The sequence below is a fragment of the Pseudomonas sp. MWU13-2100 genome (assembly GCF_023242365.1).
Classification (GTDB): Bacteria; Pseudomonadota; Gammaproteobacteria; order Pseudomonadales; family Pseudomonadaceae; genus Aquipseudomonas.
The window spans coordinates 22,676-34,493 of the sequence record NZ_JALLIX010000059.1; the positions used below are offsets into that span (position 1 = coordinate 22,676).

At 60.3% G+C, this 11,818-nt stretch carries 14 protein-coding genes and 1 riboswitch; of the genes, 7 read left to right on the forward strand and 7 right to left on the reverse strand.

The window, feature by feature from the left end:
- Nucleotides 1-43: 43 nt before the first annotated feature.
- Nucleotides 44-265, reverse strand: a riboswitch (cobalamin riboswitch).
- Between the two features lie 225 nt (nucleotides 266-490).
- On the forward strand, nucleotides 491-1,069 hold the full coding sequence (locus M5B99_RS27415) for a hypothetical protein (RefSeq protein WP_248806982.1): 579 nt from the start codon (nucleotides 491-493) through the stop codon (nucleotides 1,067-1,069).
- An 8-nt stretch (nucleotides 1,070-1,077) separates the two neighbouring features.
- On the opposite strand, the gene M5B99_RS27420 is transcribed toward M5B99_RS27415, so the two are convergent.
- The 6 genes from M5B99_RS27420 to M5B99_RS27445 all read right to left on the reverse strand — a co-directional run bounded on the left by M5B99_RS27420 (nucleotide 1,078) and on the right by M5B99_RS27445 (nucleotide 6,391).
- Nucleotides 1,078-1,740 carry a class I SAM-dependent methyltransferase gene (locus M5B99_RS27420; protein ID WP_248806983.1) on the reverse strand — a complete coding sequence of 221 codons (663 nt, stop codon included), beginning with the start codon at nucleotides 1,738-1,740 and terminating at the stop codon, nucleotides 1,078-1,080.
- 24 nt (nucleotides 1,741-1,764) lie between these two features.
- Nucleotides 1,765-2,298, reverse strand: coding sequence for a C40 family peptidase (locus tag M5B99_RS27425; protein WP_248806984.1), 534 nt, complete (start codon nucleotides 2,296-2,298; stop codon nucleotides 1,765-1,767).
- Nucleotides 2,299-2,530: 232 nt separating this feature from the next.
- Nucleotides 2,531-3,166 (reverse strand): C40 family peptidase, encoded by a 636-nt coding sequence (locus M5B99_RS27430; RefSeq protein WP_248806985.1) that lies wholly within the window; start codon nucleotides 3,164-3,166, stop codon nucleotides 2,531-2,533.
- A 211-nt stretch (nucleotides 3,167-3,377) separates the two neighbouring features.
- A complete protein-coding gene (hda, locus tag M5B99_RS27435; protein WP_100940947.1) occupies nucleotides 3,378-4,082 on the reverse strand; it encodes a DnaA regulatory inactivator Hda in 705 nt (234 codons plus the stop codon).
- A 124-nt stretch (nucleotides 4,083-4,206) separates the two neighbouring features.
- The gene (locus M5B99_RS27440) at nucleotides 4,207-5,280 is read right to left on the reverse strand and encodes an AI-2E family transporter (RefSeq protein ID WP_248806986.1); all 1,074 of its coding nucleotides are present in this window, start codon (nucleotides 5,278-5,280) and stop codon (nucleotides 4,207-4,209) included.
- 49 nt (nucleotides 5,281-5,329) lie between these two features.
- On the reverse strand, nucleotides 5,330-6,391 hold the full coding sequence (locus M5B99_RS27445) for a DUF2066 domain-containing protein (protein ID WP_248806987.1): 1,062 nt from the start codon (nucleotides 6,389-6,391) through the stop codon (nucleotides 5,330-5,332).
- 379 nt (nucleotides 6,392-6,770) lie between these two features.
- On the opposite strand from M5B99_RS27445, the gene purM reads away from it, so the two are divergent.
- The 6 genes from purM to M5B99_RS27475 all read left to right on the forward strand — a co-directional run bounded on the left by purM (nucleotide 6,771) and on the right by M5B99_RS27475 (nucleotide 10,779).
- Nucleotides 6,771-7,829: a phosphoribosylformylglycinamidine cyclo-ligase gene (gene purM, locus M5B99_RS27450; protein WP_248806988.1), complete on the forward strand. Its 1,059-nt coding sequence runs from the start codon at nucleotides 6,771-6,773 to the stop codon at nucleotides 7,827-7,829.
- Nucleotides 7,830-7,840: 11 nt separating this feature from the next.
- Nucleotides 7,841-8,491, forward strand: a complete 651-nt coding sequence (purN, locus tag M5B99_RS27455) for a phosphoribosylglycinamide formyltransferase (RefSeq protein WP_248806994.1) — start codon at nucleotides 7,841-7,843, stop codon at nucleotides 8,489-8,491.
- Nucleotides 8,492-8,499: 8 nt separating this feature from the next.
- On the forward strand, nucleotides 8,500-9,213 hold the full coding sequence (locus tag M5B99_RS27460; protein ID WP_248806989.1) for a DUF3108 domain-containing protein: 714 nt from the start codon (nucleotides 8,500-8,502) through the stop codon (nucleotides 9,211-9,213).
- 356 nt (nucleotides 9,214-9,569) lie between these two features.
- Nucleotides 9,570-9,758 (forward strand): hypothetical protein, encoded by a 189-nt coding sequence (locus tag M5B99_RS27465; protein WP_100940982.1) that lies wholly within the window; start codon nucleotides 9,570-9,572, stop codon nucleotides 9,756-9,758.
- 236 nt (nucleotides 9,759-9,994) lie between these two features.
- Entirely contained in the window at nucleotides 9,995-10,282 is a 288-nt protein-coding gene (locus M5B99_RS27470) for a DUF1778 domain-containing protein (RefSeq protein ID WP_103499728.1), read from the forward strand.
- Nucleotides 10,279-10,779, forward strand: coding sequence for a GNAT family N-acetyltransferase (locus M5B99_RS27475; protein WP_248806990.1), 501 nt, complete (start codon nucleotides 10,279-10,281; stop codon nucleotides 10,777-10,779). The genes M5B99_RS27470 and M5B99_RS27475 overlap by 4 nt, the downstream gene beginning before the upstream one ends.
- 95 nt (nucleotides 10,780-10,874) lie before the next feature.
- On the opposite strand, the gene M5B99_RS27480 is transcribed toward M5B99_RS27475, so the two are convergent.
- Nucleotides 10,875-11,318, reverse strand: coding sequence for a hypothetical protein (locus M5B99_RS27480; protein WP_248806991.1), 444 nt, complete (start codon nucleotides 11,316-11,318; stop codon nucleotides 10,875-10,877).
- Between the last annotated feature and the right edge of the window lie 500 nt (nucleotides 11,319-11,818).

Consider the following 11,818-nt stretch of genomic DNA (forward strand, 5'->3'; position numbering starts at 1 on the left):
CAGGGAAAAACGCGGCCGGAGCCGTCCAGCATCGCCCGCCGTGACGCTGTGGGATGGATCAGGCCGGTCTCCGGGCTCATGAGTGCGTATTCGCGGGACCGCGCGCCTTCCCATGTCGGCTGGACACAGTGGCTCAAGGCGCGGTCTTGACTCATTTACCGTTGCGGGGGCAGCGCCGGAATCGCGCCTGTCGAAGGGCTCACCGGCTTCCCTGTTTCACCCTGTCGGCGGTTCGCCACAGAGCACCTGAAACAATCGGCGAAGGTTAGAGGGTTGGGGGTGGAGCGTCAAATAAAGCCGCCATCACAAAAGCAGACGCCCCGGCCCCGCCGGGGCGTCTGCAGACAATGTGCGAAGGTTTTTTGGCCAAATCCGAGCATTCTTCCAAATCACGACCAGTTCAAAAAACCGGCGCCAGAATTTGTGCCACACTGATGAAGGTGATATCAAATAGCCACAGCCCCACTCAACAATAAAAAAGGGTAGTCCCATGCAAGGCCTGATCATCAACAATCCGAAACTGGAATTTCTGCGCCCCGCCCTGGAGCGTTGGCCCGAGTGCATCGATCGCTACAACCAACTCCTCGGTGACGGCCAGGCGCCCTACTGGTTCAACGAACGGGCCAACCTGGGGCTGTTGTCGGTAGCCGCCTGGGCCGCGGAAATGGTCACCCTGGAGCATTTCCCGACCAAGAAGCAGCTCGAAGAAGGCGACCGCGGCGGACGCTGCGACCTGCAGATCTCCACCGCGCAGGAATCGGTCTATATCCAGGCCACGCAACGCTGGCCCAAGGTCAACAACCTCAACCCGATGCCGGCCCTGCTGGATGTAGCGAGCGACGCCAAGAAGATCAGCCACCCCCACCACCTGAAACTCGGCTGCCTGTTCGTCTCGCCGTTCAAGCCGCAACAGAGCCCCAGCCCGGAAGACCTGCAGGACATGGTCGATGACCTGCAAAAAGCCAACAGCTGCGCCGTGGCCTGGTACTTCCCCTATGCCTATCGCAAGTTGCACAACGAAGCCGGCCAGTACCACCCCGGCATCGCCCTGCTGTTCAAGGAAGCCTGAGCGAGCGCCTAGACCTTACGGCACAGCGTCAGACCATCGCCCAGCGGCAACAGCGACAGATCCACCCGCGCGTCATCCTTCAAGGCCCGGTTCAGCGCCTGGATGGCCCGGGTGTCGGCGCTTTGCGCATTCACTTCCAGCACCCGTCCGCTCCACAGCGTGTTATCGAAAATCGCCAGGCCACCGCTGCGCAGCAAGCGCAGGGCACTTTCCAGGTACGCCGGGTAATTGGCCTTGTCGGCATCAATGAACATCAGGTCGAACTGCCCGCCCTGCCCTTGCTGTTCCAACTGCGCCAGGGTTTCCAGCGCCGGAGCCAGGCGCAGCTCGATGCGTTCGGCCAGCCCCGCTTCGCGCCAGTAGCGCAGCGCGGTGGCGTTGTAATCCCCGGGAATATCGCAACACAGCAGGCTGCCGCCCTCCGGCAAGGCCGAGGCCATGCACAAGGCGCTGTAACCGGTGAAGGTACCGACCTCGAGCAGGCGTCGTGCGCCGGTCAGCTTGACCAGCAACGCAAGGAACTGCCCCTGCTCCGGAGCCACCTGCCAGCGCGCCATGGGCAGCGCCTGGGTTTCGTCACGCAACCGCTTGAGCAGCGGCGTTTCGCGCAGGGAAACGTCCAGCAGATAACCGTAGAGGGCATCGTCGAGCTTGAGGGTGCGAGCGGTCATGACCACCTCACGGCAACACGCTGATTAAGGGTTGCTCGCCAGATGCGCGGCCGGCAACACGCGCTTGGCGTTCAGGTAGGCGCGCTGCCAATAGGCCTTGGACAGGCTGTCGAGTTTCACCGTGCCACCGGTGGCCGGAGCATGGACGAAACGACCTTCGCCGACATAGATGCCAGCATGGCTGACCTGGGAACCGCCATGGGTGGCGAAGAAGATCAGGTCGCCGGTCTGCAAGGCGTTCTGCGGCACGTTCGGCGCGCGCATCACGATCATCTCGCGGGTCGAACGCGGCAGGTTGATACCCGCCATGTCGCGATACACATAGCTGATCAGGCCACTGCAATCAAAACCCGAGTCCGGTGTATTGCCGCCCCAGCGATAGGGCGTGCCGACCAGGCCCAAGGCGCGGAACAGCACGTCTTCAGCTTCTGGCGAGGAGGGTTGCGGGGAGGCGAAGACCACGGGGCGAGCCACCGGCGCGGGCGGCGGCGCATGGCCGGCACAGGCACCGAGCAAGGCGGTGAAGGCAATCAAGGCAATACGGGCCGTGGTCGACATGTGCAGAAATCCTGACTGAATGCGGCTTTCTCTGCCGTGGCGTAGAGAAATCAAAACCGCGCAAGCAAGGCTCGCGCGGTCAGATACTCAACAATATGTCAGGATTCTAGCGGCTATACGCCAAACTTCAAGTATCACTTTAACTTCGGACGTTTTTTGTACAAATTTGCCTAACACTGAAGCTTGGCATTTAGCCATCAGCCGGGCCGATGGCTAGAAAACGTCCGCACGATTACTTGTTGCTGGCCGTGACCACGGTCGGAGCCATCGCCAGGGCGCGCTTGGCTTCGATAAAGGTCTTGCTCCAGTAGCTGTCGCCCAGGCTGTCGATCCGGACCCCACCGCTGCGGCGGCTGCTGGAGTGGATGAACTGGTCATCGCCCAGGTAGATCCCGGCGTGGCTGACACGACCGCGACGACCATTGGTGGCGAAGAACAGCAGGTCACCCGGCTTGAGCTTGTTACGCGCGACCAGCGGCGCCTTCACGTTGATCATCTCACGCGTGGAACGCGGCAGGTCGAGCCCGGCTTCCTCACGGAACAGATAACCAATGAAGCCGCTGCAGTCAAAGCCGGAACTCTCGTTGGTGCCGCCAAAACGGTAGCGAGTACCGATCAGGGACATGCCACGCTCAAGAATGCTGTCGGCAAGGACCGGCAACTGGTAAGGCTTACCGTCGGCGAACTCGGCGAGTTCCTTTTCCGTGGCCAGCTCATCGTCCAGTACGACCGAAGATTTGACGCCAGAAACCGATGCGGTTTTGACCGAATTATCCATCTGTTGTTGCGAAACCGGCGTATGCGCCGCGCAACCGAACAACAGGGTAACAAGTGCGAGAGGCACGAGGGGTGCGAAGCGATTTAGCATGGGCACGACCGTGGCTGTTTTGTAAGGAAACGAGACTATGCCCTCTATCACCCTCATTTGCAAATTTTATGGGACAAGATGTGACTCGGTCGTTTCTTGAAAACATCTAAGCACTTAATACCCAAACGGATCCCACACACCCAAAAGAAAGCTTCTGGCGTGGGTTTTGTGACGTCTGGAATTTGGCGAAAAAGCGCTGAAAGCCCCGGTTTTACCAGCCCAGGGTCTCTTTGAGAAACGGAATGGTGAGCTTGCGCTGGGCCTGCAACGAAGCCTGGTCGAGCCGTTCGAGCAACTCGAACAGGGCGCTCATGCTGCGAGTACCACGGGTCAGGATGAAATGCCCTACTTCGTCGGTCAAATGCAGGCCACGTCTTGAAGCACGCAGTTGCAAAGCTCGCAGCTTGTCTTCATCCGAGAGGGGGCGCATCTGGAAAATCAGCGCCAGGGTCAGGCGTGATTTCAGGTCGGCCAGCTTGACCGGCAATTCACGGGGCGAAGTCGAAGCGGCAATCAGCAAGCGCCGCCCGCTGTCACGCAGACGGTTGAACAGGTGAAACAGCGCCTCTTCCCAGTCCGCGCGCCCGGCGACCACTTGCAGGTCATCCAGGCACACCAGTTCATACTGCTCGAGGTTGTCGAGCAACTCGACCCCACGGTCCATCAACTCCGCCAGCGGCAGGTACACCGCCGGCTCACCCATCTGCTCGAAGCGCAGGCAAGCCGCCTGCAACAGGTGGGTACGCCCCACACCGTCCTTGCCCCAGAGGTAGATCAGGCTTTCGGTCCACCCGGCGTCGGCTTCGCATAGCCGCTCGACATAGCCGAGTGCAGCGGCATTGGCGCCTGGGTAGTAGTTGATGAAGGTGGCGTCATCACGCAGACGCACACCTAGGGGCAGCTGAATCGGTTTCATGCTGACTGAACGGTTACCGGGAACCGTTAGTGGCCTCTGTGTAAAGTTCGCAAAGTTTATACTCGTGAGGCTGGCCGCACAATGCAACAGACCACAAGCAAAATCAAAGGTTTGCGTGCACTGATCAGAGATCGGGGTCTTCCTGGCCACCATACATGTCCGAACTTTTGTACAGATCGTGCATATGCCGCACCAACACCATGATCACCGCGGCCACCGGCAGGGCCAGTAATACACCCGTGAAGCCGAACAGCTCCCCCCCGGCCAGGATGGCGAAGATCACCGCCACCGGGTGCAGGCCGATGCGGTCGCCGACCAATAGCGGCGTCAGCACCATCCCTTCCAGGGCCTGGCCGATCATGAACACCGCGAGGATGCCGATCATCGGGTACAGGTCGCCGCCAAACTGGAACAGGCCGGCGATCATCGCCGCGCCAATGCCGATCACAAAGCCCATATAAGGGACGATAGCCGCCAGCCCGGCCAGCAGGCCGATCAACAGGCCCAGTTCCAGGCCGACCAGCATCAGGCCACCGGCATAGATCACCGCCAACGCCAGCATCACCAGCAACTGGCCGCGCATGAAGGCGCCCAACACATCGTGGCACTCACCCGCCAGGGAGACGATGCGCGCCTCGCGGTCACGGGGCAGCAGGCTGCGGATCTTGGCCGTCATCAGGTCCCAGTCCCGCAGCAGGTAGAAACTCACCACGGGTACCAGCAACAGGTTCGCCACGAAGCCGATCAGCGCCAGGCTCGAGGCCGTTGCCTGGGACAGCACCACGCCGACGATGTCGCTGGTCTGCCCCATGTGCTCGCTGATGGCCGCCTTGACCTTGTCGAATTTCCAGAAGCCATCGGCCAGGCCGAACTTGTGCTGGGCCCAGGGCATGGCGGTGTGCTGCAGCCAGTCAAGCATCTGCGGCGCCAGCTCATAGAGGCGGAAAAACTGCTTGGCCAGCATCGGCACCAGCACCAACAGCAACGCCATCAACACCAGGATAAACAGCGCGAACACCGAGACCACGCCCCAGGTCCGGGACATCCCGAGTTTTTCCAGGCGGTCGACCACCGGGTCGAACATATAGGCCAGCAGCAGGCTCACCAGGAACGGCGAGAGGATCGGATGCAACAGGTACACGAACACGCACAGCAGGAATGCCGCGCCCAACCAGAACCATCGACGTGTGTCGGCCATGGACGACCTCTGCCTTATATATAGAAAGAAATTCGATAGAACCGAAAAGCTACCAACGGAAACGCAACTGCGCCGCCGGCATAGGCGCAACGGGTGCCGCGGCCGCAGCTCCAGGGGCTACAGGTGCAGCACTGGCCGCCACCGCCGGCAAGGCTTCACCCGCCGGGATCTCCTGCAACTTCGCCAACCCCAGTTGCGCCCGCAACTGCTCGGCGCTGCCATTGACCTGATAGACGATCCGGTCGCCGTCGACACTTTTTAGCCGACCGCCAAAGGGTTCGAGCAAACGTTCCAGAACCGCGTAACGCTCCAGGGTCATGCCCTGCACTTCCAGCAATTGCTCGGTCGCCACACCAGGCTTGGCCGCAAAACGCGGCGCCAGGCGCTCGCTCACCGCCAGCAGCACCGCATCGGCCAACGCGGCGCTGTCGGCGCCCTGGGCCGTGCCCTGCTCTTTCTGGTCACCCAGCCACAAACGCCATTTCGCCTGCCACTGCCCACCCTCTTCATGGGCATGCACCGCCAGCAGCGCATCGGCACCGTAGCGCTCGGATACGTCGTGCAACGGCGTGGCATCGCCGCCTTCAAGATTCTTCGCCGTGGCGACGATCTGTTCGTTCAGATCGGCCAATGGCAGGCGCAGTGGCAGGCCACGGTGTTGCGCGGCCCGACGCAGCGGTTCGGCGGCCGATTGACCGTCACCGACCAGGTTGGAGCCCTCGGTCGAATCATTCAGCCACCAACCGAGAATCGCCGGCCGGTTGCTGCCCCACAGCGCCAGCCCGGCACCGCGCAAAGCGCGGTCGGTGCTCAGCGGATCGAAATCCACCTGCAGGCTTTCCGGCGGTCCGGCATCGTAGCCGTACTGGCTGATGATTTGCTGCGGGTCCTTGCGCACTTCGGCCAGGCCCGGGCTCTGCAACGCCTTGGGATCGCCGGTCAGGCGCAACACCAGGGTTTCCAGGGCACGCTGGGTGGCCTGGTTACGCTCCTCCGGCGCCTGGCTGCTGACCGGTTCACGGACCTGGTACAAGCCATTCAAGGTTTGCGCGTGGATGGCCAGGCTCAACAGGGAAAGACAGCCGGCACTCAATAATTTGATCAGACGCATGAAAAATTCCCGACGGGCAGAAAGCGGCAGGTTAAAGACCGCATGAATACAAAGCGACAGCCTTGAGACCACTGCGCAGTGCCATCATTCACACAATCGCTGAAAAGTTTTCCCCCGTCATAAAGATCGCGGGGCAAGAGCTATACCTTATACAGCCGCGTCAATTGCGGCCAGCACGAGCGCACAGGGATTTTTTTAAGCCGATATGACCCTGCCGTCGGCCCGAGGATGGCCGCTGCTGCCCAAGCCTGATAAAATCGCGCGCCTTCGCAGACCGGCGAGCGCCGGGCGCCAAGGAAACACGAACTCGTTCGTTTTCCCCAGCAAGCCCTAGCGCTACCGGTCGATACCCCCTGAATCCCCCCTAAAGGCCTGGATCATGAGCAAGCAACCCTCCCTGAGCTACAAGGACGCCGGTGTAGACATCGACGCCGGTGAAGCATTGGTCGAACGCATCAAGAGCGTGGCCAAGCGCACCGCGCGCCCGGAAGTCATGGGCGGCCTGGGCGGTTTCGGCGCCCTCTGCGAGATCCCGGCCGGTTACAAGCAGCCGGTCCTGGTCTCCGGCACCGACGGCGTCGGTACCAAGCTGCGCCTGGCCCTGAACCTGAACAAGCATGACAGCATCGGCATCGACCTGGTGGCCATGTGCGTGAACGACCTGGTGGTCTGCGGGGCCGAACCGCTGTTCTTCCTCGACTACTACGCCACCGGCAAGCTCAATGTCGACACCGCCGCCCAGGTGGTCACCGGCATCGGCGCCGGCTGTGAACTGGCCGGCTGCTCCCTGGTCGGCGGCGAAACCGCTGAAATGCCGGGCATGTACGAAGGCGAAGACTACGACCTGGCCGGTTTCTGCGTCGGCGTGGTGGAAAAGGCCGAGATCATCGACGGCTCGAAAGTCGCCGCCGGCGACGCCCTGATCGCCCTGCCGTCCTCCGGCCCGCACTCCAACGGCTACTCGCTGATCCGCAAGATCATCGAAGTGTCGGGTGCCGACATCGAAACCATCCAGCTCGACGGCAAACCGCTGACCGACCTGCTGATGGCGCCGACCCGCATCTACGTCAAGCCCTTGCTCAAGCTGATCAAGGACACCGGCGCGGTCAAGGCCATGGCCCACATCACCGGCGGCGGCCTGCTCGACAACATCCCGCGCGTCCTGCCAAAAGGTGCCCAGGCCGTGGTCGACGTGGCCAGCTGGCAGCGTCCGGCGGTCTTCGACTGGCTGCAGGAAAAAGGCAACGTCAATGAAACCGAGATGCACCGCGTCCTGAACTGCGGCGTCGGCATGGTCATCTGCGTCGCCCAGGAACACGTCGAAGCGGCGCTGAAGGTCCTGCGCGAAGCCGGCGAGCAGCCATGGGTCATCGGCCAGATCGCCACCGCCGCCGAAGGCGCTGCCCAGGTCGAGCTGAAGAACCTCAAGGCGCACTGATGTCCGAGCCGATGACCTCGACCTGCAACGTCGTGGTATTGCTGTCCGGTAGCGGCAGCAACTTGCAGGCCCTGATCGACAGCGAGCGGGCCGCAGACTATCCGGCGCGCATCGCCGCGGTGATCTCCAACCGCGCCGACGCCTACGGCCTGCAACGCGCCCGGGACGCGGGGATCGAAACCCGCGCCCTGGACCACAAGGCCTTCGACGGCCGCGAAGCCTTCGATGCCGCCTTGATCGAACTGATCGACGCCTTCAACCCGCAACTGGTGGTGCTGGCCGGCTTCATGCGCATTCTCAGCGCTGACTTCGTCCGCCACTACCAGGGGCGCCTGCTGAATATCCACCCCTCCCTCCTGCCCAAGTACAAAGGCCTGCATACCCACCAGCGCGCGCTGGAAGCGGGTGATCGGGAGCATGGCTGCAGCGTGCACTTCGTCACCGAGGAACTCGATGGCGGACCTCTGGTCGTACAGGCTGTGGTTACGGTAGAGTCTGACGATACCGCGCAGAGTCTGGCGCAACGGGTCCACACCCAGGAACACAGGATTTATCCGCTGGCGGTACGCTGGTTTGCCGAGGGGCGTTTGGTCCTGGGCGAACGGGGTGCATTGTTGGACGGTCAATTACTCGCGGCCAGCGGCCAAATGATTCGAACCTAGGAGATTTTATGCGTCGTGCCTTGCTCTTCGCTCTTACCCTGCTCGCCTTGCCGGCAGTGCAAGCGGCGGATCTTCAACCTTTCTCCGCCAGCTATACCGCCGACTGGAAACAACTGCCCATGAGCGGTTCGGCCGAGCGCAGCCTGTCGAAAAATGATAACGGCACCTGGACCTTGAGTTTCAAGGCTTCCATGATGATCGCCAGCCTGACCGAGGAAAGCACCCTGCTCCTCGACAAGGACACCCTGCTGCCACAGAGCTACAGCTTCGAACGGGGCGGCCTGGGCAAGGCGAAGAAGATCAACCTGGACTTCGACTGGTCGTCGAAGATGGTCACCGGCAGCGATCGCGGCGATCCGGTCAAGGTGCCCCTGAACAGCGGCATGCTCGACAAGTCCACTTATCAGTTGGCCCTGCAACGTGATGTCGCGGCCGGCAAGAAAAGCATGAGCTACCAGGTGGTCGAAGGCACCGACACCGACACCTACGACTTCCGGGTCCTGGGCGCGGAAACCGTCAGCACCAAGGCCGGTTCGGTGGATGCGATCAAGGTCGAGCGCGTGCGCGACCCGACGCAGAACAAGCGCACCACCGTGATGTGGTTCGCCAAGGACTGGGACTACCTGCTGGTCCGCCTGCAACAGGTGGAAACCGACGGCAAGGAGTACAACATCATGCTCCAGGAAGGCACCGTGGCCGGCAAAGAGGTCAAGGGCAGCTGATACTGCTTGCAAGAACGAGCCCCGCGGATGCGGGGCTTTTTTATGCCCGCGATAAACCTGCGCCACGCTTGTGCAGGAGCTGGCTTGCCAGCGATAGCGATCTCACATCCACCCTCTTACCGTAACTGCGCTCGCCAGTGCCTGGGACGCTGTTTTGCAGCGCATCCAAGATGAAACTTTTGTCAGAAAACTTCAGCTCAAACGACGCAAACCCAAGCATTCCGGGCCTTCGGCAATTATTGCGTTTCCCGCAAGAATAAATTCCGTCTGTTACCGATTTACGTAGGAGGCTAATGAATCATATAACAGAGGCCTGCGACGCGTTGCCGCAGTTCAACAGAGACTGGAGCTTGCAGATGACCGTAAAAGTGACCGAACGCGATGATGCACACATGTCCCATGAAGGCGTTGCCCACGGCATTCGAATCTGGGATGTACACCAGCAGGACCTCCTGGTAGGCATGTTCCACAACGAGACCGACGCTCATAATTATAAGAACGAGCTGGAAACCCTCGAGAAGAAACGCGAGATGCAGGCGTCCTGAACGCCTGGCAGTGACAGACTTGTAAAACGACAAACCCCGCTGCCTGGCGGGGTTTGTCGTTTCTGGCCGGAGCAGGTGTGGAGGTGTGCCGGCTTAGGCGGCTTGAGCGATATGCAGCTCAACATGCAATCCGGCAGCGGCCAGCCTGCTGATCATCTGAGTCATCGCATTGAGAAAGGCACCATTTTGACGTACATTTAAAGCAATATTGTCCACTTCGCCGAGGGGAATTCATCATGGGCGTCGCTACAGACACCAGACAGGACCGTATCAATCTCCGGCTGAAGCCCAGCGCCAAGAATACGCTGGAGCGCGCCGCGAGCTTTGAAGGCAAGACCGTCAGTAATTTCATACTGACCAGTGCGTTGGCTCATGCTGAAAAAACCATTCATGAGCACGAAGCCATGAGCCTGAATAGCAGAGACTCCGAAGTCTTCTTCAATGCATTGGCCAAACCGATCCGCTTCAACGAAAAACTGACCGCCGCCTTCGAGGAACATGATCAGCGCGTCACCAGCCAATGACCGATTATTCAAATTTGCTCATACGACCACTGGGGAGTGATCACGACAGACCTGGATTCCATTGCGGCGTAGCCTCACTGGATGACTATATTCAAAAGCAGGCCCGTCAGGATGTGAAGCGCCGTGTCAGCCGAGTCTTTGTGGCAACCACGGCGGAACAACCGAAGAGTATTGCGGGCTACTACACGCTCTCCACCCTGTCGATTGAACTCAGCCAATTGCCTGGTGACCTCGCCTCTAAACTCCCACGACATCCTGTGCCAGCAGCCTTGCTAGGCAGGTTGGCGGTCAATCACGCGGCTCAGCGTCATGGGGTGGGGAAAGTCCTGCTGGTCGATGCCATCAAGCGAACCCTGGCCGTCAGCGATGAGATCGCCATTTACGCCATGGTCGTCGATGCGATTGATGAGCGAGCACAGCGTTTCTATGAATCATTCGGTTTCTCGCCTCTTGGTTCAGAAAGCCGACGCTTGTTCCTACCGCTCAAATCCATCTGAATCCGCTCATCGCGACACACCGTTTTGCACAGCCCTTAAACGGAAAAGAGATCAAGCAGCCAAGTGCCTGATCTCTCTTTCTTGTCAGAACTGCCTCAACCAGTCGGATGATTGTCCAATGCGGACGCCAGCTGATTGGACGGGGACGCCCCCTCAAGCAGCGCATCCACCACCGCCCGCGCCACCTCCACCGAATGCAACATGCCCCAGAACAACGCCCGCTCGACGGGGTTGGTATGCAGGCTGATTTCGTCGCCATTGAGCTCCGCGGTTTCGAGCAGATTGGAAACGTAGGTCAGTGCGTCCTGGGCATTGATGCCCGGCTGGATGGCAAACAGCGTAGGCTTGTACGGGGCTTCAGGGATGACGGGTTTGGAGCAGGTGAACGCGAGGGTATCGAGCAAACGGGGCGTGTTTGCCAGATCTGGCTCGGGCTCGCTGGATAGTGTGTCAGAGAGTTTACGCAGGTACTGGCCTTTGTCGGCGGTGCTGAGGGGTTTGCCAGTGATCGGCGGATCGGGAGTGATTTTCTTAGCCATGGAGATACTCCTATTCAGTAAAGGAGTTCGCCACATTTCGTTACCAAGCGAAGGGGTGGCGAACTGTACGCAGGTTGGTAAACCGGTGAATAGGAACCGGCAGGCCGAAGCCTCCTGCGCACAGCCCGCCATAACGCGAACATAAACAAAAAAGCCGCTCTCGCGGCGCTGTGCGCCTACTCAAATCCGGGTTACCAAGCCCGATCGCTGAATTTGCAGCGACACTTGAACAGTAACCCCGGCATTTGGCGCAGGCAATATTCTCCCATGCCTGTAATGCGTGGGAAATATGAGTTTTTTCGGCAGGCCATTTCGCATACTGATTGAGAGTTGCTGGCTGCGTCTAGGGTGTTCGCGCTGATGCCGAATTGCCCCTACGGCCGATGCCACACTGACCCAACACCAATCGGCAAAAATCCATTCCTACTGACGGTTCTCAAGGTAGGAGCTTGGGTCAGTGAAATTTCGGTAACTGGGTCAATCCAGCGCTGGCGATAACA